Source organism: Pantoea sp. UBA7232 (assembly GCF_002473195.1).
Lineage (GTDB): Bacteria > Pseudomonadota > Gammaproteobacteria > Enterobacterales > Enterobacteriaceae > Pantoea > Pantoea eucrina.
The window spans coordinates 36,455-59,717 of record NZ_DKTK01000005.1; the positions used below are offsets into that span (position 1 = coordinate 36,455).

A 23,263-nucleotide genomic window follows, 5' to 3' on the forward strand; every position below is an offset into this window, starting at 1 on the left:
GGCATGATTCGCTTTGAAGAAGTCAGTAAGGCTTATCTGGGAGGACGCCAGGCGCTGCAGGGGGTCGATTTTCATCTGCGTCCCGGCGAGATGTCCTTCCTGACCGGACACTCCGGCGCGGGTAAAAGTACCCTGCTAAAGCTGATTTGCGGCATTGAGCGTCCGAGCGCCGGGCAGATCTGGTTCAGCGGGCACGATATCTCCCGCCTGCGTCACAGCGAAGTGCCGTTTCTGCGGCGCCAGATTGGCATGATTTTCCAGGATCACCATCTGCTGATGGATCGCTCTGTTTATGACAATGTGGCTATCCCGCTGATTATTTCCGGCGCCAGCGGCGAAGATATCCGCCGTCGTGTTTCAGCGGCCCTGGATAAAGTCGGCCTGCTCGACAAAGCGAAAAGTTACCCGATTCAGCTCTCCGGCGGTGAACAGCAGCGCGTAGGTATTGCGCGCGCGGTGGTTAATAAACCCGCCGTACTGCTGGCAGATGAACCCACCGGTAACCTCGATAATGCACTGTCAGAAGATATCCTGCGCCTGTTTGAAGAGTTTAACCGGGTCGGGGTAACGGTACTGATGGCAACCCACGATCTGGGGCTGATCGCGCGGCGCAACTATCGCGTGATGACGCTGAATCAGGGACGTCTGCACGGAGGCCACGATGGTCAATAAACGCAACAAGCGCCCGGCGGCGGCCAGAGCGGCAAAGCAGCCTAAAACCCCGTCAAAGCGCAAGGCGCTGAAAGGTGGCTGGCAGGAGCAGTGGCGCTACGCCCTGCGCAGTACGCTGTCTGATATGTGGCGCCAGCCGCTGGCAACGCTGCTTACCGTTATGGTTATCGCGATTTCACTGACGCTGCCCAGCGTCTGTTACATGGTGTGGAAAAACGTCAGCCAGGCGGCCACCCAGTGGTATCCGGCGCCGCAGCTGACGGTCTATCTCGACAAGACGCTGGACGACAGTGCGGCAGAAAGCGTCACCGCACAGCTTAAGCAGCTGGAAGGCGTCGACAGTGTGAACTACCTGACGCGCGACGAGGCGCAGAGTGAGTTTCGCAACTGGTCTGGCTTTGGCGGCGCGATGGATCTGCTGGAGCAGAATCCGCTGCCGGCGGTGGCTATCATCACGCCGAAGCTTAATTTCCAGAACTCCGACACTATGGCAAGCCTGCGCGATCGGGTGGCAAAAGTGCAGGGCGTGGATGAAGTACGGATGGATGACAGCTGGTTTGCCCGTCTGGCGGCGCTGACCGGTCTGGTCGGGCAGGTGGCCTCTATGATCGGTCTGCTGATGATTGTGGCAGTGTTCCTGGTGATTGGTAACAGCGTCCGGCTCAGCATCTTTGCCCGGCGTGACACCATCAACGTCCAGAAGCTGATTGGCGCAACGGATGGCTTTATCCTGCGGCCGTTCCTCTATGGCGGTGCGCTGCTCGGTTTTGCCGGTGCGCTGCTGTCGCTGGTGCTGTCTGAAGTACTGGTGCTGCGACTGCAGTCGGTGGTGGCGCAGGTCGCGTCGGTGTTTGGCACCGCCTTTACGCTGGAAGGTTTTGCGTGGGACGAAGGCCTGCTGCTGCTGCTGATTGCCGCCATTATTGGCTGGATTGCTGCCTGGCTTGCCACTGTACAACATTTACGCCGATTTACGCCGCAGTAACCCATGGCAACGATTTTTTGATATACTCTTCCTCTGCCGCCAGCGATGCAGGCGCAGAGGAATGCTCCGATTTTCCCCGCTGTCACCTGTGTGTAAAATATTCACTGCTATAATTGAACTTGTGGATAACCCTGGCGTCTAATTAGCACAGATTGCTGTTGGTTTTCGCCTGACGTTGACATACTGTAGCGTCTGCGTAAGGACACGCGCAGCAACTCCATTGAATTTGTGAGGGTTTGAATGACCAAAGAAATGCAAACTTTAGCGATTGCTCCTCTGGGCAACCTGGAATCTTACGTTCGGGCTGCCAACAACTGGCCGGTATTGACGGCAGAAGAGGAAAAAGCACTGGCTGAGCGGCTGCATTACCAGGGCGATCTGGATGCAGCGAAAACGCTGATCCTGTCACACCTGCGCTTTGTTGTTCACATCGCACGTAACTATGCAGGTTATGGTCTGCCACAGGCGGATCTGATTCAGGAAGGCAACATCGGCCTGATGAAAGCGGTGCGCCGTTTTAATCCGGAAGTCGGCGTGCGCCTGGTCTCATTTGCAGTGCACTGGATCAAAGCAGAGATCCACGAGTACGTGCTGCGCAACTGGCGCATTGTCAAAGTCGCTACCACCAAAGCGCAGCGTAAGCTGTTCTTTAACCTGCGTAAAACCAAGCAGCGTCTGGGCTGGTTTAATCAGGATGAAGTTGACATGGTGGCGCGTGAACTCGGCGTCAGCACGAAAGATGTGCTGGAGATGGAGTCGCGTATGGCGGCACAGGACATGACCTTTGATATGTCCTCTGACGATGAGGCGGGCGACGGCAAGCCAATGGCTCCCGTACTCTACCTGCAGGATAAAACATCAGACTTCGCTGACGGTATCGAAGAGGATAACTGGGACGCCCACGCAGCGGATAAGCTGAGTGATGCGATGCTCAGCCTGGATGAGCGCAGTCAGCATATCATCCGTGCCCGCTGGCTGGATGATGACAATAAAACCACGCTGCAGGAGCTGGCCGACCGCTATGGCGTTTCAGCGGAGCGCGTGCGTCAGCTGGAAAAGAATGCGATGAAAAAGCTGCGCATGGCGATTGAAGCCTGACAGTTCGCAGACGGTAATAAGGGCAACCTCAGGGTTGCCCTTTTTTATGTCCGCCGTCCGGCCGCGCAACGCTACTCTGCCACTTTTACCCAGCCATCTGCCTGCGCGCGGAAGCCACACGCCTGCATAAACGCTGCCCGGATCCCCTGGTCAGCATAGCCATCATCCGCAATCCACCAGTGATCCTGCGAACCATTCTGCGCCAGAGTCTCCTCCAGTAAGTAACGCCCGACGCCGCGCCGGCGCGTAGCCTCACGGACTTCAAAGTGCGTGATTTTGCCGTGGGTACCGCGGATTTCCAGCTGCAGCGCGCCCAGCAGCCGATCGTTAAACCGCGCGGCATAGAGCCGCTGCGTATCACTCAATGTCTTTTCCAGCTGCGCAATATCCTGCTGTGGCCAGATTTTAGCGAGATCGATGCGATCCTGCGGCGTAAGTGAAACGATACGCTGAATAGTGAGTTTCATAACCCGTACCTGTACTGGCAGAAAGGGCATAGTGTAGCGAATTTATACAGTCAGAGCGCTGTCACTTTTTTGCGATAAAAACAGGTCAAATGGCAGACACTTTGCCAGGATTGTGGAGTAAGCCCGCAACGATTGCCGAATAAGCCAGCATAACGCGCTACCCTGGTGCACAAATTACGGCCATAACCTCCAGAGTATTATGCTGTTCAGGCCGCTCATTACTGAATATGTCAGTTGATTTACAGCAGAAAATTCCTGTTTAATAACCTGAAAATAAAGCTGTTTTAACAAAAAAAGCCAGATAAGAACGCTAACTCCTTCTATCTGAATCAGTTTCCTCTTTCACTGGCTGAAATAAAACCAATCACAACAGACACGACATAACAGATGGGGAAGTACGCATGAAGATGAGTAAAGGACGCGCGTTACTGGCGGGCTGCGTTGCGCTGGCAATGAGCCATGCCGCGCTGGCTGCCGATATTAAAATCGCTATCGTGGGTGCAGCAACCGGCCCGGTGGCGCAATATGGTGATATGCAGTTCACGGGTGCAGCGCAGGCGATCAAAGATATTAATGCCAAAGGCGGCGTAAACGGCGACAAGCTGGTTGGCGTGGAGTATGACGACGCGTGCGACCCGAAACAGGCGGTTGCGGTGGCGAACAAAGTGGTTAACGACGGCATTAAATATGTTATCGGCCATCTCTGCTCCTCTTCTACGCAGCCTGCATCTGACATCTATAACGATGAAGGCATTCTGATGATTACGCCGGCCGCCACTGCCCCTGAGCTGACCGCGCGTGGCTATGCTGACGTCATGCGTACCACCGGCCTCGACTCCGATCAGGGCCCGACAGCAGCGACCTATATTCTGGAGCAGATCAAGCCGAAGCGTATTGCCGTCGTGCATGACAAGCAGCAGTACGGTCAGGGTCTGGCGGAGTCCGTGCAGAAAACCCTGAAGGCCAAAGGTGGCAACGTGGTGCTGTTTGAGGGCATCACCGCCGGCGATAAAGATTTCTCCACGCTGATTGCCCGCCTGAAGAAAGAGAACGTCGATTTTGTTTACTACGGCGGCTACTACCCGGAGCTGGGGCAGATCCTGCGCCAGGCAAAAACTGCCGACCTGAAAGCGGGCTTTATGGGACCAGAGGGCGTGGGTAACGCCTCACTCTCCAATATTGCTGGCGATGCGTCAGAAGGGCTGTACGTCACGCTGCCAAAGCGTTATGACCAGCTGCCGGAGAACAAAGCGATCGTTGATGCCATTAAGGGCAACAGCGCTTCAAACCGCAAAGATCCGACCGGCCCGTTTGTCTGGACCACCTATGCCGCAATCCAGTCGCTGGTGGCGGGCATTGAGCGCAGCAAAAGCGATGAGCCCGATGCGATTGCCAAAAACCTGAAAGAGGGCGCACCGGTGCCAACCGTGATGGGCAACCTGAGCTGGGATCAGAAAGGCGATCTGAAAGGGTTCGAGTTCGGCGTGTTTAAATGGCACAAAGATGGCTCATCAACCGCAGTGAAATAAGCGCTGTTAACCGGTTCTACCGCATAGCGTAACTATCTCCCCCTCCCGTGCGCGGGCGGGGGCAGGGAGCTGGCAGACGCGCCGCGAGCGGTTTGCTGCCCTGACCCTTTCTTACCCCAGAGAGGGAATCTCTGATCCACTTGCAGGTCCTCATTATGTCCGAGCAGTTTCTCTATTTTATTCAGCAGATGTTCAACGGGGTCACCCTCGGGAGCACCTATGCGCTGATCGCGATTGGCTACACCATGGTCTATGGCATTATCGGCATGATCAACTTCGCCCACGGCGAGGTTTACATGATCGGCAGCTATGTCTCTTTTATTGTCATTGCCGCCCTGATGATGATGGGCATTGATACCGCGTGGCTGATGATCGCCGCCGGTTTTATCATGGCAGTGATCATCTCCAGCGCTTACGGCTGGAGTATTGAACGCGTTGCCTATAAGCCGGTGCGCTCTTCCAAGCGGCTGATTGCGCTTATCTCCGCCATCGGGATGTCTATTTTCCTGCAAAACTACGTCAGCCTGACCCAGGGCTCGCGCGATCTGGCGCTGCCGAGCCTGATCACCGGCCAGTGGACATTGGGTGAAAGCAACGGCTTCGCCGCCACGCTCACCACCATGCAGCTGGTGATCTGGGTAGTGACGTTTCTGGCAATGCTGGCGCTGACGCTGTTTATCCGCTATTCGCGTATGGGTCGCGCCTGTCGCGCCTGTGCGGAAGATCTGAAAATGGCCAGCCTGCTGGGCATCAATACCGATCGCGTTATTTCGCTGACCTTCGTGATCGGCGCGGCGATGGCAGCGGTCGCGGGCGTATTGCTGGGGCAGTTCTACGGCTCAATCAACCCGTTTATCGGCTTTATGGCCGGCATGAAAGCATTTACTGCAGCGGTGCTGGGCGGTATCGGCAGTATTCCGGGCGCTATGATTGGCGGGCTGGTACTCGGCATTGCGGAAGCGCTGACGTCAGCTTACCTCTCGACGGAATATAAAGATGTGGTCTCCTTTGCGCTGCTGATCGTGGTGTTGCTGGTGATGCCAACCGGTATCCTGGGTCGCCCGGAGGTAGAGAAAGTATGAAGCGTCTCGGTCTGCTTAACGCCGTGCTCTCTGCGGCAATGCTGCTGGTGCTGGCCAGCTTCTTTATGGGCATGCGTCTCGACCTGGATGGCACCCGGCTGATTGTGGTCAGCGCGGGCGAGGTTCGCTGGAACTGGATCTTCGCCGGCTGCGCGGTGGTCTTTATCTTTCAGCTGCTGCGTCCGCTGTTTTCAGGCCGGTTTCGCCGCAGCGGTAAAGCCTTTGTGCTGCCGGCGTTTGATGGATCTACCGCGAAGCAGAAACTGCTGATGGCGCTGCTGATCGTCGCTGCCGTTGCGTGGCCGCTGTTTGCCTCACGCGGCAGCATCGACATTGCTACGCTGACGCTGATCTACGTCATGCTGGGACTGGGGCTTAACGTGGTGGTTGGCCTCTCCGGACTGCTGGTGCTGGGCTACGGCGGTTTTTATGCCATTGGCGCCTATACCTTTGCGCTGCTGAACCACTACTACGGTTTTGGCTTCTGGGAGAGCCTGCCGCTGGCGGGCATCGTGGCGGGCGCCTTTGGCCTGATGCTGGGATTTCCGGTGCTGCGCCTGCGCGGCGACTATCTGGCGATTGTCACGCTCGGTTTCGGTGAAATCGTGCGTATTCTGCTGCTGAACAGTACGTCGATTACCGGCGGGCCGAACGGTATCGCGCAAATCCCCAAACCCGGCCTGTTTGGCATTGAGTTTGGCCGCCGCGTCAGCGAAGGGGGCTGGACGACGTTCCACGAGCTGACCGGGCTTGCCTACAACCCCAATCACCGCGTGATTTTCCTCTATCTGGTCGCGCTGCTGCTGGTGGTACTGACGCTGTTTGTGATCAATCGCCTGCTGCGTATGCCGCTGGGGCGCGCATGGGAAGCGCTGCGCGAAGATGAGATCGCCTGCCGCTCGCTGGGGCTGAGCCCGACGCGCATCAAGCTGACCGCCTTTACCATCAGCGCCGTATTTGCCGGTTTTGCCGGGACGCTGTTTGCAGCGCGCCAGGGCTTTGTCAGCCCGGAGTCGTTTACGTTTGTTGAATCCGCTTTTGTGCTGGCTATCGTGGTACTGGGCGGGATGGGGTCTCAGCTGGCGGTGATCCTCGCGGCGATCCTGCTGGTGGTATCGCGTGAACTGATGCGCGATCTTAATGAGTACAGCATGCTGGTGCTGGGCGGCCTGATGGTGCTGATGATGATCTGGCGTCCGCAGGGGTTGCTACCGATGAAGCGTCCGCATCTGAAACTGAAAAAGAGCAAACAGGGAGAGCAGGCATGAGTCAGCCTTTATTAGCCGTTGAAGGCCTGATGATGCGTTTTGGCGGCCTGCTGGCCGTCAACAATGTGGCACTGGCGCTGCATCCGCAGGAAATTGTTTCGCTTATCGGACCCAACGGTGCCGGTAAAACCACCGTGTTTAACTGCCTGACCGGCTTCTATAAGCCGACCGGCGGCACCATTAAATTGCGCGATCGGCCGCTGCAGGGCCTGCCGGGACAGAAAATCGCGCGCATGGGCATTGTGCGCACGTTTCAGCACGTGCGGCTGTTCCGTGAGATGACGGTGATTGAAAATCTGCTGGTGGCGCAGCATCAGCATCTGAAAAGCGGCGTCTTTTCCGGCCTGTTAAAAACACCGGCGTTTCGCCGCGGTGAGAGCGAGGCGCTCGATCGCGCAGCCATCTGGCTGGAGCGTATCGGCCTGCTGGAGCTGGCAAACCGCCAGGCGGGTAATCTGGCTTACGGCCAGCAGCGCCGGCTGGAAATTGCCCGCTGCATGGTCACGCGCCCGGAGATCCTGATGCTGGACGAACCGGCCGCGGGCCTTAACCCGCGTGAAACGCATGAGCTGGATGCGCTGATCGCCGAGCTGCGCAGCGAGCACAAGGTATCAGTACTGCTGATTGAACACGATATGAAGCTGGTGATGGGCATTTCCGACCGCATCTACGTGGTCAATCAGGGAACGCCGCTGGCGAACGGTACACCGGAACAGATCCGCAACAACCCGGACGTGATCCGGGCTTATTTAGGTGAGGCGTAAGATGGCAAACCCGATGTTAACGCTGCAGGGTGTAAGCGCCCACTACGGCCCGATCCAGGCGCTGCACAATATTAATCTGCATATCAGTCAGGGGGAGATTGTCACGCTGATTGGTGCCAACGGCGCCGGTAAAACCACGCTGCTGGGTACGCTGTGCGGCGAGCCGCGCGCCAGCAGCGGCACCATTGTGTTTGACGGAAAAACCATCACCGACTGGCAGACAGCAAAAATTATGCGGGAGGCGATCGCGATCGTGCCGGAAGGGCGTCGGGTGTTTTCCCGCATGACGGTCGAGGAGAACCTGGCGATGGGCGGTTTCTTTGCCAGCCGGCATGAGTATCAGACGCGTATTGAGCGGGTTTACCAGCTGTTTCCCCGGCTGGCAGAACGCAAAGTGCAGCGTGCCGGTACCATGTCCGGCGGTGAACAGCAGATGCTGGCGATTGGTCGTGCGCTGATGAGCCAGCCGCGTCTGCTGCTGCTGGATGAACCCTCGCTCGGGCTGGCGCCTATCATCATCCAGCAGATTTTTGACACCATCGAGCAGCTGCGTAAAGAGGGGATGACCATCTTTCTGGTTGAGCAAAACGCCAATCAGGCGCTGAAGCTCGCCGATCGCGGTTACGTGCTGGAGAACGGTCACGTGGTGCTGGAGGACAGCGGCGAGGCGCTGCTCTCTAACGAAGCGGTGCGCAGCGCCTATCTCGGCGCCTGATCGACCTGCGGTCCGGTATCCTGCCGGGCCGCGGTTTTCCTGCCTGCCGCTTTTTTTGCTGAAAAATGTGCACAGCGTTCACGTTTTACCGTCTGGCTGGCGCGTTTCTGTGTGTCATATCTCTGTCATATTTCGGTTATTTTTCTATCATCTTCCCGTGTCATGTTACTCCGCGAACAAAAAATGCGTGATATTGCGCGTACCTAACAGCACAGGAAAACTTTATGACCGCTTTAACGCTTCGTCCCCGTCTGATGAGTGTGTTGCTTGGTCTGGCGCTCAGCGGTAACGCGCTGGCTGCGACCGAAATCCCTTTCTGGCACTCAATGGAAGGGGAGTTAGGCAAAGAAGTTGACTCTCTGGCACAGCGTTTTAACCAGGCGCATCCCGATTACAAAATTGTGCCCACTTACAAAGGTAACTACGAGCAGAGCCTGGCAGCGGGGATCGCAGCGGTACGCACCGGTAAAGCGCCTGCGCTGCTGCAGGTCTATGAAGTCGGTACGGCAACCATGATGGCCTCGAAAGCGATTGTGCCGGTGCATGACGTGTTCAGCCAGGCTGGCGTGCAGATGGATGCGAAGCAGTTTGTACCAGCCGTGGCGGGTTACTACAGCGACAGCAGCGGTCAGCTGATCTCTCAGCCATTTAACAGCTCAACGCCGGTGCTCTACTACAACAAAGATGCCTTTAAAAAAGCGGGGCTGGATCCGGAGCAGCCGCCGAAAACCTGGCAGGAGCTGGCAAAAGACGCTGCTGCGCTGCGTAAAGCCGGCATGAGCTGCGGCTATGCCAGCGGCTGGCAGGGCTGGATCCAGATTGAAAACTTCAGCGCGTGGCATGCGCTGCCGGTAGCCAGTAAAAACAACGGTTTCGACGGCACGGATGCGGTGCTGGAGTTCAACAAGCCGGTGCAGGTGCGGCATATCCAGATGCTCGAAGAGATGAACAAAAAAGGTGATTTTACCTACTTTGGACGCAAGGATGAGCCGACCGCCAAGTTTTATAACGGCGACTGCGGGATCACGACCGCCTCTTCCGGCTCGCTGGCGGATATCAAGCACTACGCCAAATTTAACTTCGGCGTAGGCATGATGCCGTATGACGAGACCGTGCCTGAAGCACCGCAGAACGCCATCATCGGTGGCGCCAGCCTGTGGGTGATGAAAGGCAAAGATGCGGCCACCTATAAAGGGGCGGCGGAGTTTATGAAGTTCCTCGCGCAGCCGGAGATTGCCGCCGAATGGCATCAGAAAACCGGCTACCTGCCGATCACTACCGCCGCCTACGAGCTGACCAGAAAGCAGGGTTTCTATGAGAAGAACCCGGGCGCGGATATCGCTACCCGGCAGATGCTCAACAAAGATCCGCTGCCATACACCAAAGGGATGCGTCTCGGCAATATGCCGCAGATCCGCACGGTGGTAGATGAAGAGCTGGAAGGCGTCTGGACCGGCAAGCAGACGCCGCAGGCAGCGCTGGATAACGCGGTTAAGCGCGGTAATGCACTGCTGCGCCGCTTTGAACAGCAGGTGAAATAAATCCGATCCACCGGGAGCGACGCTGGGTCGCTCCCGCTTTCAGCGTGAGTTCGCTATGCCCTCATCGTCTCGTCCGGTCTTTCGTGCCCGGCTGCTGCCCTATTTGCTGATGGCACCGCAGCTGATTATCACCGCCATCTTCTTTCTCTGGCCTGCCGGAGAGGCCCTCTGGTATTCGCTGCAGAGCATCGATCCGTTTGGCATCTCCAGCACCTTTGTCGGGCTGGAGAACTTCAGTCGTCTGTTCAGCGATCCCTACTATCTCGACTCCTTCTGGACCACGATAGTGTTCAGCCTGCTGGTCACGGTGCTGGGGATGCTGTTCTCGCTCCTGCTGGCCGCGCTGGTTGACTATGTTGTGCGTCTGCAGAAGCTCTATCAGACCCTGCTGCTGCTGCCGTACGCGGTGGCGCCGGTGGTCGCCGCAGTGCTGTGGATGTTCCTCTTTAATCCAGGGCTTGGGCTGCTCAGCCATCTGCTTAATCAGATGGGCTATAACTGGAACTATGCGCAGAACAGCGGTCAGGCGATGTTTCTGATCGTGCTCGCCTCTATCTGGCAGCAGATGAGCTACAACTTTCTGTTTTTCTTCGCGGCGCTGCAGTCGATTCCGAAGTCGCTGACTGAGGCGGCCGCTATCGACGGGGCCGGGCCGGTACGGCGCTTTTTTCATCTTTCTCTGCCGCTGATTACGCCGGTGAGCTTCTTTCTGCTGGTGGTCAACCTGGTCTACGCCTTCTTTGACACCTTCCCGGTCATTGATGCCGCCACCGGTGGCGGGCCGGTACAGTCCACCACCACGCTTATCTACAAAATTTATCGGGAAGGATTTACCGGTCTCGATCTCTCCTCATCTGCTGCGCAGTCGGTCGTGCTGATGCTGCTGGTGATTGGCCTCACTATTCTGCAGTTCCGCTTTGTTGAGCGTAAGGTGCAATATCAATGATTGAGAACCGACGCGGGCTGGATATTTTCAGCCACACGCTGCTGATTCTGGGCGTGCTGACCATTCTGTTTCCGCTCTATGTCGCCTTTGTCGCCGCCACGCTGGATAACACTGCGGTTTATCAGGTGCCGATGACGCTGTTGCCCGGCACGCATCTGTGGGAGAACATTTCGCGTATCTGGACGCAGGGCGTTAACGGCAGCGCGGCGTTTGGCATGATGTTGCTGAACAGCTTTATCATGGCGCTGGCGATTACGATCGGCAAAATCAGCGTCTCTATGCTCTCAGCTTTTGCGCTGGTCTGGTTTCGCTTTCCGCTGCGCACGCTCTTTTTCTGGCTGATTTTCATTACGCTGATGCTGCCGGTTGAAGTGCGTATCTTTCCGACGGTTGAGGTGATCGCCACCCTTAACCTGCTCGACAGCTACAGCGGGCTGACGCTGCCGCTGATGGCGTCGGCAACGGCCACCTTTCTGTTCCGCCAGTTCTTTCTGTCGCTGCCGGACGAGCTGATTGAAGCCGCGCGCATTGACGGTGCCGGGCCGATGCGCTTCTTTTGGGACATTGTTCTGCCGCTGTCAAAAACCAACCTTGCCGCGCTGTTTGTGATCACCTTTATCTACGGCTGGAATCAGTATCTCTGGCCGCTGCTGATTATCAATGATGCCAGCCTGAGCACCGCCGTAGCGGGGGTAAAAAGTATGATCAACACCAGCGGCGGCCCGACGCAGTGGAATGAAGTGATGGCGGCGATGTTATTAACCCTGATCCCACCGGTTGTGGTGGTTCTTGTAATGCAGCGCGCGTTTGTGCGTGGCCTGGTGGAGAATGAGAAATAGATGGCAGGCGTAACCTTACAGAGCGTGACGAAATCGTATGACGGCAAAAATGCGGTGATCCAGCCGCTGACCATCACCATCAACGAGGGCGAGTTTATGGTGATGGTGGGGCCCTCCGGCTGCGGCAAGTCGACGCTGCTGCGCATGGTGGCCGGACTCGAGCGCGTCAGCTCCGGCGACATTTTTATTGCTGAGCAGCGGGTCACGGAGATGGAGCCGAAAGATCGCGGCATTGCGATGGTGTTTCAGAACTACGCGCTCTACCCGCATATGACGGTAGGCGAAAACATGGGCTATGGCCTGAAAATCCGCGGCATGGGCAAAGCGCAGATCGCCCAGCGCGTGCTGGAGACCGCGCGTAGTCTGGAGCTTGACCACCTGCTGAACCGGCGACCGCGTGAACTCTCGGGCGGGCAGCGGCAGCGTGTGGCGATGGGACGCGCTATCGTGCGTGAACCGGCTGTCTTCCTGTTCGATGAACCCCTCTCCAACCTGGATGCGCGCCTGCGCGTGCAGATGCGTCTTGAACTGCAGCAGCTGCACCGCCGCCTGAAAACCACCAGCCTTTACGTCACGCACGATCAGGTTGAGGCGATGACGCTGGCGGAGCGGGTGATGGTGATGAACAAAGGGATTGTGGAGCAGGTTGGCACGCCGGTAGAGGTTTATGAGCGTCCGGCCAGCCAGTTTGTTGCCGCCTTTATCGGCTCCCCGGCGATGAACCTGCTGCCAGGAGAGATCAGCCGCGACGGCCTGCACTTTACGCTGGATGCGCTGAACAGCCTGCCGCTGGGCGAGAGACGGCCGCAGTGGGCTAACAGGCCGCTGACGCTCGGCATCCGTCCTGAGCATATTCATCTCTCTTCGCGTGAAGCAGGCGGCGTGCCGCTGGTGGTCGATACGCTGGAGATCCTCGGCGCAGATAACCTTGCGCATGGCCATCTGGGCCAGGCGCGGCTGGTGGTCCGGCTGCCGCACAGCGAACGTCCGCAGGCGGGCAGCACGCTGTGGCTGCATCTGCCGCCGGATGCGTTACACTTCTTCGATTCTGTTCATGGAAAACGTCTGGAATGAGTAACCACAACTGGCCCTACCCGAAAATTGTGGCCCATCGCGGCGGCGGTAAACTTGCCCCGGAAAACACGCTGGCGGCAATTGATACCGGCGCGCGTTATGGCCATACCATGATTGAGTTTGATGCCAAACTCTCGCAGGATAAACAGATCTTTCTGCTGCACGATGACACGCTCGATCGCACCAGCAGCGGCTGGGGCGTGGCTGGCGAACAGACGTGGGCGCAGCTGGCACAGCTCGATGCCGGCGACTGGTTCAGCGGGGCGTTTACGGGCGAGCCGCTGGCGCTGCTGACGGACGTGGCGGCGCGCTGTCGTCAGCACCGGATGATGGCGAACATCGAAATTAAACCCACCACCGGCACCGACGCGGAGACGGGCGCTGCCGTGGCGCTCGCCGCCCGTCAGCTCTGGCAGGGGCAGACACCTCCGCTGCTCTCCTCATTCTCACCTGAAGCGCTGGCGGCAGCACAGCAGGCTGCGCCAGAGCTGCCGCGCGGTCTGCTGCTCGATGAGTGGGATGACGCATGGCAGGCGCTGACCAGCCGGCTGGAGTGCGTGTCGATTCACCTGAATTACCGGCTGCTCGACGCGGAGCGCACTGCGCTGCTGAAGGCAGCCGGGTTGCGTATCCTGGCCTATACGGTTAACCGGCCCGCGCGTGCCCGCGAGCTGCTGAGCTGGGGTGTGGATGCCATCTGCACCGATCGCATCGACATTATCGGTCCCGATTTCAGTTAGTTGTTATTCGGCATGGTGCCGTTCTGCTGCGTATTCTGACCCGGCTGCGACTGCAGTACCTGCTGCCGGGTGCTGTCGCGTTTTTCCTGCAGCTGCCGCTGCATATTTTGCGTCTGCCGCTGCTGATCCTGGTGCAGCAGGCGCTGCTGCTGCTGCTGCTGGGTCTGCATCTGGGTCTGCATACGCTGCTGGCTTGGGTTATAGCCGGGCTGATTCACATTATTGTTATTCAGCGTATTTGCCATACCGCTCAGCGGCAGCAGGGCTGCCAGCGCAATAAGCCATGTTTTCATTATTCCCTCCGATCGTCTGACCTGCTGTGTAAACAGGCGGCCCGCAGGTCGTCTGCCTCTTAAGCATAAGTTTATGCGATATCACAAAGCCTGAAATCGGGCGTGCGTGCAATTTGCGTTAAGTGTTATGTTTTTACTGCTTTAGCAAACACTTGCATCGATAAATAACAAATGTAAACAACTGAAAAGGATGGTGGCAGGATGAGGACAGCAGGCAGGTTGCGCCAGTTTAGCTGGGCGATGTTAATGAGTTTTACCGTGGTGCAGGGGGCTGCTGCGGCGCCCGCAAGCGCGCCGCCGATCTCCTATGGCGTTGACAGCGACACCTTTCATCCGGTAAAGGCGCAGCACGGCATGGTCGCTTCGGTGGATGCGATGGCAACGCAGGTGGGCGTGGATATTCTCAGACAGGGCGGCAATGCGGTGGATGCGGCGATCGCCGTGGGCTTTGCGCTGGCCGTTACTCATCCGCAGGCGGGTAATCTCGGCGGTGGCGGCTTTATGCTGCTGCGCACGGCGTCCGGGCGGACTGCTGCTATCGACTTTCGTGAAATGGCGCCGGCGCGCGCCTCGCGCGATATGTTCCTTGATAAGCAGGGCAATGCGGATAGTAAGTTATCACTTACTTCTCACCTGGCGTCTGGCACGCCGGGTACGGTTGCGGGATTTGCGCTGGCGGCAAAGAAGTATGGCACGCTGCCGCTGCGCACGCTGCTGGCCCCGGCTATAAAGCTGGCGCGTGACGGCATTATCGTCAACGATGCGCTGGCGGACGATCTCGCCACCTATGGCAAAGAGAACCTGATCAATCACGCCACCAGCCGGGCAATTTTTTACAAAGCGGATGGCAGACCTTACCAGAAAGGCGATCGGCTGGTGCAGAAGAACCTGGCGCGCAGCCTGCAGCTGATTGCGCAGCAGGGGGCAGACGCATTTTATAAAGGCCGCATCGCTGATGAGATCGCCGGCGAAATGGCACAGCACGGCGGGCTGATTGGCAAAGCGGATCTCGCCGCTTACCGTGCCGTGGAGCGTAAACCGGTCAGCGGCACCTACCGCGGCTATGAAGTGTTCTCCATGCCGCCACCCTCATCGGGCGGGATCCACATTGTGCAGATCCTGAATATTCTGGAGAATTTCGATCTGGCGAAGTGGGGCTTTGGCAGCGCAGACGCCATGCAGGTCATGGCAGAAGCGGAGAAGTACGCTTACGCCGATCGCTCAGAGTATCTTGGCGATCCCGATTTCGTTAAAGTGCCGCAGCAGGCGCTGACCAGCAAAGCCTATGCCAGGACCCTGGCGCAGCAGATCGATGTCAGCAAAGCGCGGCCGTCGTCAGAGATCAAACCGGGTAAGCTGGCACCGTACGAGAGCAATCAGACCACCCACTTCTCGGTGGTGGATAAAGCGGGCAACGCTGTGGCGGTAACCTATACCCTGAACACCTACTTTGGCAGCGGGATCGTGGCGGGCAACAGCGGCATCCTGATGAACAACGAAATGGATGATTTCTCTGCGAAGCCGGGTACGCCAAACGTTTACGGTCTGGTCGGCGGCGAGGCGAATGCGATTCAGCCGGCGAAGCGTCCGCTCTCCTCCATGTCACCGACGATTGTGGCCAAAGAGGGGAAAACCTGGCTGGTCACCGGCAGTCCGGGCGGCAGCCGGATCATCACGACCGTGCTGCAGATGGTGGTTAACAGCATCGATTTCGGGATGAACGTGGCGGAAGCGACTAACGCGCCGCGTTTTCATCACCAGTGGCTGCCCGATCAGCTGCGCGTGGAGAAAGGTTTCAGTCCCGATACGCTGCGCCTGCTGGAAGCGAAAGGCCAGCACGTGAAGGTGCTGCCGGCAATGGGCAGTACGCAGAGCATCATGATCGGTCCGGATGGCATGCGCTACGGCGCCTCCGATCCGCGTTCGGTTGACGATCTCAGCGCCGGTTATTAATCGCCGGTAAGTCCGATACTGCTCACGGTATTGTTTAGCCAGCCTGCGTGCTGGCTTTTTTTATTGCCGATCAACCCATCCGGCGTGCGGGCGGGCATCAGACGCGGAAGCGGTAAAAATAGTGATAAACTCAGCCTATCTCTGGCCTCAGGTGCATACGATGAAGAAGAAAAGACCGGTATTACAGGACGTCGCCGATCGCGTCGGCATCACCAAAATGACCGTCAGTCGCTATCTGCGCGACCCGGAGCGGGTCTCTGCCGCGCTGCGTGACAAAATTGCCGTCGCGCTGGATGAGCTGGGCTATATCCCTAATCGTGCACCCGATATGCTCTCAAACGCCACCAGCCGCGCCATTGGCGTGCTGCTGCCTTCCCTGACCAACCAGGTCTTTGCTGACGTGCTGCGCGGCATTGAAACCGTGACCGATGAGGCGGGATATCAGACGCTGGTCGCGCACTTTGGTTACAATCCGGAAAAAGAAGAGCGGCAGTTGCGCTCGCTGCTGGGCTGGAATATTGACGGCGTGATCTTAACCGAACGCACCCACACCACCGGTACGCTGCGCATGCTGGAGGTAGCCGGGATCCCGGTCATTGAGATCATGGACAGCGTCACGCCGTGTCTGGATATGGCGGTGGGATTTGATAATGTCGAAGCGGCGCGACAGATGACGCAGGCTATCCTGAAGAAAGGGCATCGCCATACGGTCTATCTGGGGGCGCGGCTCGATGAACGTACGCTGCAGAAGCAGCAGGGATATGAACAGGCAATGCGCGAGGCGGGGCTGACGCCGCACAGCGTGATGATGGAAGACGCCTCTTCCTTCAGCGCCGGCGCGCAGCTGCTGTGCGAGGCGCAAAAGCGCTATCCGGCAACCGACAGTCTGTTCTGTACTAACGATGACCTGGCCGTAGGCGCCATGTTTGAATGCCAGCGTCAGGGGCTGCGCGTGCCGGAGCAGATGGCGATCGCGGGCTTTCATGGTCACGATATTACGCAGGTCGTGACGCCGCGGCTGGCAACCGTGCTGACGCCGCGCGAACGGATGGGGAGCGAGGCGGCTGCCATGCTGCTGGCGCGCATTGGTGGCGATCGTTCATTTAGCGGCCCGCTCGATATCGGCTTTGAGATTGCTGAAGGTGACAGCATCTGATTTTGGCGATTGTATGAGCCACTTCACACTTTTACGCTTTTCCGGCTGACGAGGGTTGTCAGCATCGGGACGCACTCCGACAATGAATGACAGATTTGTTATCGGTAACATTGGCAGAATAAGCTGCCGGAGCGCAAAACTATGATCACGCCATCTTCATCACATCACGTTTTTATCCTGATGGGTGTATCCGGCAGCGGAAAGTCTGTCGTTGCTAATCGGGTATCACACGAACTGAATACCGCTTTTCTGGATGGAGATTTCCTTCATCCGCGCAGCAACATCATGAAAATGGCGGAAGGCCATCCGCTGGATGACAACGATCGCCAGCCGTGGCTGCAGGCGCTGAACGACGCGGCTTTTGCCATGCAGCGCACTCAGGCGGTGTCGATTATCGTCTGCTCGGCGCTGAAAAAGTCCTATCGTGACATTTTGCGCCAGGGCAATCACAACCTGAAATTTATCTATCTGAAAGGCGATTTCGAAACCATTGAAACCCGCCTCAAAGCCCGTAAGGGTCACTTCTTCAAGCCGCAGATGCTGGTAACGCAGTTTGCCACGCTGCAGGAACCTGGCACAGATGAGGCAGATGTCCTGATGGTGGATATCAATCACTCGCTGGATGACGTTGTTGCAGCTACGGTTGCGACCATCAGGGATGCAATCAACAAGGGCGAGTAATGAGTACCGCAACGCTGGTGTTAACCGCAGCAGGCTCTGTCCTGCTGCTGCTGTTTCTGGTAATGAAAGCGCGGATGCACGCCTTTGTCGCCCTGATGTTAGTTTCTATTGGCGCCGGACTTTTCTCCGGTATGCCACTCGATCAGATCGCCGATACGATGCAGAAAGGCATGGGCGGCACGCTGGGCTTTCTTGCTATCGTCGTAGCGCTTGGCGCAATGTTCGGCAAAATTCTGCATGAAACCGGCGCGGTGGATCAGATCGCTATCCGGATGCTGAAAACCTTTGGCGAGAGCCGGGCGCACTATGCGATGGGGATCGCCGGGCTGATCTGCGCGCTGCCGCTGTTTTTTGAAGTCGCGGTGGTGCTGCTGATCAGCATCGCCTTTGCGGTGGCACGCCGCACGCATGACAACCTGGTGAAGCTGGTGATCCCGCTGTTTGCCGGCGTAGCGGCGGCGGCGGCGTTTCTGCTGCCGGGACCTGCGCCGATGCTGCTGGCGGCACAAATGCACGCTGATTTCGGCTGGATGATCCTGCTGGGACTCTGTGCAGCCATTCCGGGGATGCTGATCGCCGGGCCGCTGTTTGGCAGCCTGATCGCCCGCCACGTCAGCTTCAGCGCGCCGCCGGAAGATCATCAGCCGGATGTGGACGAGGGCAGGCTGCCCTCATTTGGTTTCAGCCTCTCTCTGATCCTGTTTCCGCTGCTGCTGGTCGGGCTGAAAACCATCGGTGCGCGCTTTACCACGCCGGATACCCGGCTCTACGAATGGCTGGAATTTATTGGCCATCCGTTTACCGCGATTCTGCTGGCGCTGCTGGTGGCGATCTATGGCCTGGCGTACCGGCAGGGCATGGATAAAGAGAAGGTGATGCAGGTGTGCGGCAGCGCGCTGCAGCCCGCCGGCATTATTCTGCTGGTTATCGGTGCCGGCGGCGTCTTTAAGCAGGTGCTGGTTGACTCCGGCGTGGGGCCGGTGCTGGGTCATGCGCTGACCGGCGCTGGTATGCCAATCGCGCTGGCCTGCTTTATTCTGGCAGGCGCTATCCGGGTTATTCAGGGCTCTGCAACCGTGGCCTGTCTGACCACCGTAGGGCTGGTAATGCCGGTGATCGAACCGCTGCACTACAGCGGCGCACAGCTCGCGGCGCTCTCAATCTGTATCGGCGGTGGCTCTATTATTATCAGCCATGTCAACGATGCCGGCTTCTGGCTGTTTGGCCGCTTTACCGGTGCCACCGAGGGCGAGACGCTAAAGACCTGGACGCTGATGGAGACCATCCTCGGCACCACCGGCGCCATCGTCGGCATGATTGCGTTTAGTTTGTTATCGTAAATAAACCAGGGGCGCATAAATGCGCCCCCTACATCGCCCTCGTAGGGGCGTCATTAATGACGCCCTGGCCGATGTCCGCACCGGATCCAACGACGCGGTTTATGGCGGTTGATACGGTGCCGCATCACACCAAGAGCGCATAAATGCGCCCCCTACATCAACCTCGTAGGGGCGTCATTAATGACGCCCTGGCCGATGTCCGCACCGGATCCAACGACGCGGCTTATGGCGATTGATACCGTGCACACCCTAAACCAGGGGCGCATAAATGCGTCTCTGGTTCCTTACCTTAATCTACTTCCCGCTCATCATCTGGCTGGTCGAGAACGGTATAAGCCACCGCGCAGAACAGGGAATTAAGGCGCTTCATATCTCCCAGCAGCCCCAGATGCAGCGAACTGGTCTCAATGCTCTGTACATTATTCAGATGCAGCCGCTCCACGTGCGAGTGAGAGAAGCGGCGGATCAGAATACGGAAGCGATGTTTGGCCCGCCGCAGACGTTTCGCGCTGGTGATATCATGCGACAGAAATACTGAGAGGCTCAGGCGCAGGTTATTCAGCACCTGCTCCTGCAGCGTATTCAGCTCTTCCAGCCCTTCTGCCGAGAAGGCCCGCCGCGCCTGTAACGATTTATCCGCAACGTCACCGCTCATGCGCTCAATGATGTCACCCGCCTGTTCAAGATTCAGCGCCATCTCAATAATTTCAGCCCAGCGCCGCGCATCCTCCTCCGCCAGATCTTCGCGCGGCATGCGGGCCAGATAGAGTTTGATGGCGGTATAGAGCACGTCAACATCATCATCCAGCTGCCGCACCCGGTGCGATTCACGCAGTTCGCCCCGGACTACGCGGCTGAACGACTCCAGCATCTGCTCCAGCACGTCGCCCATGCGCAGGGTCTCACGCGCGGCATTGACCAGCGCCAGCGCAGGCGTATCCAGCGCGCTTTTATCCAGATGTCTGGGCTTGAGGTGCGCCTGATGCTCTGCATCGTCAGAAATCATACGCTGGCAGAGTCGCGCCATCGGTGCGGCAAACGGCACCATGATCAGGCAGCGTGCCAGGTTGTAGAAAACGTGGAAAAAGATCACCAGCTCTTCATCATTCACCGGCAGGCGATCCAGCAGCTCAGCAATAAAATCAACAAACGGCAGTACCGCAATGCTGCCGATAAGCTTGAACAGCAGGCTGCCGAGCGCCACCCGCTTGCCAGCCGCATTGGAACCGCTGGCGTTGATCATCGCCAGCAGGCCGCTGCCGAGATTGGCACCAATGACCAGACAGAGCGCCACCTTAAATGAGATCACGCCAGCGGCCGTCAGGGTCGCGGTGATTAGCACCGCCGCCAGGCTGGAATAGCTGATGATGGCAAAAACAGCGCCAATCAGGGCGTCCAGTAGCGTATCGCCGGTCAGGGTGGAGAAGAGCACCTGTACGCCCGAAGCCTGCGTTATCGGACGTGCTGCGGTGACAATCAGCTGCAGTGCCAGCAGGATCAGCCCGAGACCAATGGCGGCCCGGCCCATCTGTCCGACGCGCGTCTGTTTGCGGCTGAGAAAAAAGACCACGCCAAAAAAGATAAACAGCGGGGAGAGCCAGGAGAGATCGAAGGTCAGCACGCGCGCCATAATGGCCGTGCCGACGTCAGCCCCCAGTACCACCACCAGGGCAGGCGTCAGGCTGACCAGGTTTTGCGCCACAAACGAGGTGACCAGCAGCGTGGTGGCGTTACTGCTCTGTACCAGAGCGGTAACGCCAATGCCGGCCAGAAAAGCCATCGGTTTTTTTTCCACGCTGCGGCTCAGTACCCGGCGCAGATCGGCACCGTACACGCGCATGATGCCGGTGCGCACAATGTGGGTGCCCCAGACCAGCAGTGCGACAGCAGAAAGCAGATTAAGCAGAGTTAGCACGGTCGCAGGCTCCTGTATGCCAGGCAAAAAGCAGCCAGCTGCCTGCCTGGCAAACACGGCAGCGGGGGAAGACCGGTAGCGCACCGCATGAATTTTTCGTTAGATATAAATAACCTGAAGCGGTGTCGACCTGTTAACTGTAGCTGAATCCGGTTCACCGCGATGAGATATCCGCGGCGTTTACGCTGCCCCTGACGGAGAACCGCCACCTTAACGTCATATTGTGATTCAGATCACATTGCAGCATGATAGCGCTCTTCTTATTTGCGCATTAAGGACGCAGCAATGACAGATAAATCAGCCGCCGGTCAGCTCATCGCGACGGTGCTGCAGTGGGTACTTAACATCGGCCTGTTGATCCTGGCCGTGATCCTGGTAGTGTTTCTCGGCAAGGAGACGATTCATCTGGCTAACGTGCTGTTCAGCACCGGTGAACAGGCGTCATCCTATCTGCTGATTGAAGGCATTGTGATCTACTTTCTCTACTTTGAATTTATCGCGCTGATTGTGAAATATTTTCAGTCGGGCTATCACTTTCCGCTGCGCTACTTTGTTTATATCGGCATCACCGCCATTATCCGGCTGATTATCGTTGATCACAAAAATCCGTTCGACACGCTCTGCTATTCCGCTGCGATCCTGATTCTGGTGGTCACGCTGTGGCTGGCAAACAGCAACCGGCTGAAGCGCGAATAAACGGCTCTTATATCTCCGGCGTTCGCGGCCGTGCCAGCGGCCGCGCTCTGCGGTAAACTAAGGCAACTTTTTTGCCGGAGATCGCCTGATGTCGCACGATGCGCTGCGCCAGTTATATGCCTTGCAGTGGTTACCCGCCTCCTCGCTGCTGCCCGCACCGCTGACCGACTGGCTGATGGAAGAAGATTCCATGACGCGCCGTTTTGAGCAGCACTGCCGGCAGGTTACCGTTCAACCCATCCGTGAAGGCTTTGTCAGCGCGGCGGAGGTCGCAGCAGAAGCGGCTTTTCTGCCGGACAATACGCGCTTCTGGCTGCGCGAAATCGTGCTGTGCGGCGACGGCGAGCCGTGGCTGCTGGGCCGCACCGTAGTGCCCGAGAGTACGCTACAGGGACCGGAGCAGATGCTGCAGCAACTTGGCACACGCCCGCTGGGGCGCTATCTTTTTGCCTCTTCAGCGCTGAGCCGCGATTTTATTCATCCCGGCCAGGCCGGCGATCTGTGGGGACGGCGTTCGCGCCTGCGCCTGTCGGATAAGCCCCTTCTGTTAACTGAACTTTTTTTACCGGCATCGCCGCTTTACCGCGCGCTGCAGCAAGGATGAGACCCGTGCAAAAATCATTATCCGTAAGCAAATGGCAGGCTTACAGCCGCCTGATGCGCATCGACAAACCTATCGGCACGCTGCTGCTGATGTGGCCTACGCTCTGGGCGCTGTGGCTGGCTGGCATGGCGGTGCCGCCGCTGCCGGTGCTGATTGTGTTTGTGCTTGGCGTCATCGTTATGCGCGCTGCCGGCTGCGTCATCAATGATTACGCCGATCGCAAAGTGGATGGTCACGTTAAACGCACCGCCGGCCGGCCGCTGGCGAGCGGGGCGGTTTCAGAGAAAGAGGCAAAGCTGCTGTTTGCTGCGCTGGGCCTGCTGGCGTTTATGCTGGTGCTGACCATGAATCGCATGACCATCCTGCTCTCTTTCGGCGGGCTGGCGCTGGCTTGGGTCTACCCCTTTATGAAACGCTATACCCATCTGCCGCAGGTGGTGCTCGGCGCAGCCTTTGGCTGGGCGATCCCGATGGGGTGGGCTGCAGTAAGTGAGTCCTTACCTTTAGTTTGCTGGCTGGTGTTCTTCGCTAACATCTGCTGGACGGTGGCCTACGATACCCAGTACGCCATGGTGGATCGCAATGACGATTTAAAGATAGGCGTTAAATCTACGGCGATTCTGTTTGGTCGTTTTGACAAGCTGATTATTGGCCTGCTGCAGCTGGCCACGCTGGGGCTGATGGCGCTGGTGGGAAGTATGCTGAATCTGAACGGGGCATTCTACTGGTCACTGCTGGCTGCCGGCGCGCTGTTTGTCTATCAGCAGAGCCTGATCGCCCGCCGCGAACGCGACGCCTGCTTTCAGGCCTTTCTGAACAATAACTATGTGGGACTGGTGCTGTTTGCTGGCGTGCTGCTGAATACGCAGCCGTTTCTGGCGCTGTTCTGAACCGGCAGGGACGCA

General features: G+C 57.9%; 23 protein-coding genes. 20 read left to right on the forward strand and 3 right to left on the reverse strand.

Annotated features, from left to right (window positions below):
- The first annotated feature begins 3 nt into the window (after positions 1-3).
- From ftsE to rpoH, 3 genes are all read left to right on the forward strand, one after another.
- The gene (gene ftsE / locus B4056_RS02165; RefSeq protein WP_065650521.1) at positions 4-672 is read left to right on the forward strand and encodes a cell division ATP-binding protein FtsE; all 669 of its coding nucleotides are present in this window, start codon (positions 4-6) and stop codon (positions 670-672) included.
- Positions 662-1,657: a permease-like cell division protein FtsX gene (ftsX, locus tag B4056_RS02170; protein ID WP_094111285.1), complete on the forward strand. Its 996-nt coding sequence runs from the start codon at positions 662-664 to the stop codon at positions 1,655-1,657. Before ftsE ends, ftsX begins: the two co-directional genes overlap by 11 nt.
- Positions 1,658-1,897: 240 nt before the next feature.
- Positions 1,898-2,755, forward strand: a complete 858-nt coding sequence (rpoH, locus tag B4056_RS02175) for an RNA polymerase sigma factor RpoH (protein ID WP_039381911.1) — start codon at positions 1,898-1,900, stop codon at positions 2,753-2,755.
- Between the two features lie 71 nt (positions 2,756-2,826).
- Here rpoH and panM read toward each other — a convergent pair whose 3' ends face one another.
- Positions 2,827-3,222, reverse strand: coding sequence for an aspartate 1-decarboxylase autocleavage activator PanM (gene panM, locus B4056_RS02180; RefSeq protein ID WP_039381914.1), 396 nt, complete (start codon positions 3,220-3,222; stop codon positions 2,827-2,829).
- Positions 3,223-3,623: 401 nt separating this feature from the next.
- On the opposite strand from panM, the gene B4056_RS02185 reads away from it, so the two are divergent.
- The 10 genes from B4056_RS02185 to ugpQ all read left to right on the forward strand — a co-directional run bounded on the left by B4056_RS02185 (position 3,624) and on the right by ugpQ (position 13,720).
- Positions 3,624-4,751 carry a branched-chain amino acid ABC transporter substrate-binding protein gene (locus B4056_RS02185; RefSeq protein WP_094111287.1) on the forward strand — a complete coding sequence of 376 codons (1,128 nt, stop codon included), beginning with the start codon at positions 3,624-3,626 and terminating at the stop codon, positions 4,749-4,751.
- 155 nt (positions 4,752-4,906) lie between these two features.
- A complete protein-coding gene (gene livH, locus B4056_RS02190; protein WP_094111288.1) occupies positions 4,907-5,833 on the forward strand; it encodes a high-affinity branched-chain amino acid ABC transporter permease LivH in 927 nt (308 codons plus the stop codon).
- Entirely contained in the window at positions 5,830-7,101 is a 1,272-nt protein-coding gene (locus B4056_RS02195; RefSeq protein ID WP_094111289.1) for a high-affinity branched-chain amino acid ABC transporter permease LivM, read from the forward strand. Before livH ends, B4056_RS02195 begins: the two co-directional genes overlap by 4 nt.
- Positions 7,098-7,865, forward strand: coding sequence for a high-affinity branched-chain amino acid ABC transporter ATP-binding protein LivG (gene livG, locus B4056_RS02200; RefSeq protein WP_039381923.1), 768 nt, complete (start codon positions 7,098-7,100; stop codon positions 7,863-7,865). Before B4056_RS02195 ends, livG begins: the two co-directional genes overlap by 4 nt.
- A 1-nt stretch (position 7,866) precedes the next feature.
- Positions 7,867-8,580: a high-affinity branched-chain amino acid ABC transporter ATP-binding protein LivF gene (livF, locus tag B4056_RS02205; RefSeq protein ID WP_094111290.1), complete on the forward strand. Its 714-nt coding sequence runs from the start codon at positions 7,867-7,869 to the stop codon at positions 8,578-8,580.
- Positions 8,581-8,804: 224 nt separating this feature from the next.
- Positions 8,805-10,121 carry a sn-glycerol-3-phosphate ABC transporter substrate-binding protein UgpB gene (ugpB, locus tag B4056_RS02210; RefSeq protein ID WP_071668456.1) on the forward strand — a complete coding sequence of 439 codons (1,317 nt, stop codon included), beginning with the start codon at positions 8,805-8,807 and terminating at the stop codon, positions 10,119-10,121.
- A 55-nt stretch (positions 10,122-10,176) separates the two neighbouring features.
- Entirely contained in the window at positions 10,177-11,067 is an 891-nt protein-coding gene (ugpA, locus tag B4056_RS02215) for a sn-glycerol-3-phosphate ABC transporter permease UgpA (protein ID WP_039381930.1), read from the forward strand.
- Entirely contained in the window at positions 11,064-11,906 is an 843-nt protein-coding gene (ugpE, locus tag B4056_RS02220) for a sn-glycerol-3-phosphate ABC transporter permease UgpE (RefSeq protein WP_094111291.1), read from the forward strand. The genes ugpA and ugpE overlap by 4 nt, the downstream gene beginning before the upstream one ends.
- Entirely contained in the window at positions 11,907-12,980 is a 1,074-nt protein-coding gene (locus B4056_RS02225) for a sn-glycerol-3-phosphate import ATP-binding protein UgpC (RefSeq protein ID WP_094111292.1), read from the forward strand. It abuts the gene before it with no gap.
- On the forward strand, positions 12,977-13,720 hold the full coding sequence (ugpQ, locus tag B4056_RS02230) for a glycerophosphodiester phosphodiesterase (protein WP_094111293.1): 744 nt from the start codon (positions 12,977-12,979) through the stop codon (positions 13,718-13,720). Before B4056_RS02225 ends, ugpQ begins: the two co-directional genes overlap by 4 nt.
- Here ugpQ and B4056_RS02235 read toward each other — a convergent pair.
- A complete protein-coding gene (locus B4056_RS02235) occupies positions 13,717-14,013 on the reverse strand; it encodes a DUF2756 domain-containing protein (protein WP_039381941.1) in 297 nt (98 codons plus the stop codon). The genes ugpQ and B4056_RS02235 overlap by 4 nt on opposite strands.
- A 201-nt stretch (positions 14,014-14,214) precedes the next feature.
- Here B4056_RS02235 and ggt point away from each other — a divergent pair, with 201 nt between their 5' ends.
- From ggt to gntU, 4 genes are all read left to right on the forward strand, one after another.
- Complete coding sequence (ggt, locus tag B4056_RS02240; protein ID WP_113655582.1) at positions 14,215-15,966, forward strand: gamma-glutamyltransferase; 1,752 nt, start codon at positions 14,215-14,217, stop codon at positions 15,964-15,966.
- A gap of 160 nt (positions 15,967-16,126) precedes the next feature.
- Positions 16,127-17,122 carry a gluconate operon transcriptional repressor GntR gene (gene gntR, locus B4056_RS02245; protein WP_039381945.1) on the forward strand — a complete coding sequence of 332 codons (996 nt, stop codon included), beginning with the start codon at positions 16,127-16,129 and terminating at the stop codon, positions 17,120-17,122.
- Between the two features lie 141 nt (positions 17,123-17,263).
- Positions 17,264-17,803, forward strand: coding sequence for a gluconokinase (gene gntK, locus B4056_RS02250; protein ID WP_039381948.1), 540 nt, complete (start codon positions 17,264-17,266; stop codon positions 17,801-17,803).
- Positions 17,803-19,143, forward strand: a complete 1,341-nt coding sequence (gene gntU, locus B4056_RS02255; RefSeq protein WP_039381950.1) for a gluconate transporter — start codon at positions 17,803-17,805, stop codon at positions 19,141-19,143. The genes gntK and gntU overlap by 1 nt, the downstream gene beginning before the upstream one ends.
- 289 nt (positions 19,144-19,432) lie before the next feature.
- Here gntU and B4056_RS02260 read toward each other — a convergent pair whose 3' ends face one another.
- Positions 19,433-21,058 (reverse strand): Na/Pi cotransporter family protein, encoded by a 1,626-nt coding sequence (locus tag B4056_RS02260; protein ID WP_039381952.1) that lies wholly within the window; start codon positions 21,056-21,058, stop codon positions 19,433-19,435.
- A gap of 285 nt (positions 21,059-21,343) precedes the next feature.
- On the opposite strand from B4056_RS02260, the gene psiE reads away from it, so the two are divergent.
- The 3 genes from psiE to ubiA all read left to right on the forward strand — a co-directional run bounded on the left by psiE (position 21,344) and on the right by ubiA (position 23,248).
- The gene (gene psiE / locus B4056_RS02265) at positions 21,344-21,754 is read left to right on the forward strand and encodes a phosphate-starvation-inducible protein PsiE (protein ID WP_065650366.1); all 411 of its coding nucleotides are present in this window, start codon (positions 21,344-21,346) and stop codon (positions 21,752-21,754) included.
- 88 nt (positions 21,755-21,842) lie between these two features.
- Entirely contained in the window at positions 21,843-22,358 is a 516-nt protein-coding gene (gene ubiC / locus B4056_RS02270) for a chorismate lyase (protein WP_094111296.1), read from the forward strand.
- A complete protein-coding gene (gene ubiA, locus B4056_RS02275) occupies positions 22,355-23,248 on the forward strand; it encodes a 4-hydroxybenzoate octaprenyltransferase (protein WP_414693132.1) in 894 nt (297 codons plus the stop codon). The genes ubiC and ubiA overlap by 4 nt, the downstream gene beginning before the upstream one ends.
- The last annotated feature ends 15 nt before the right edge of the window (positions 23,249-23,263 follow it).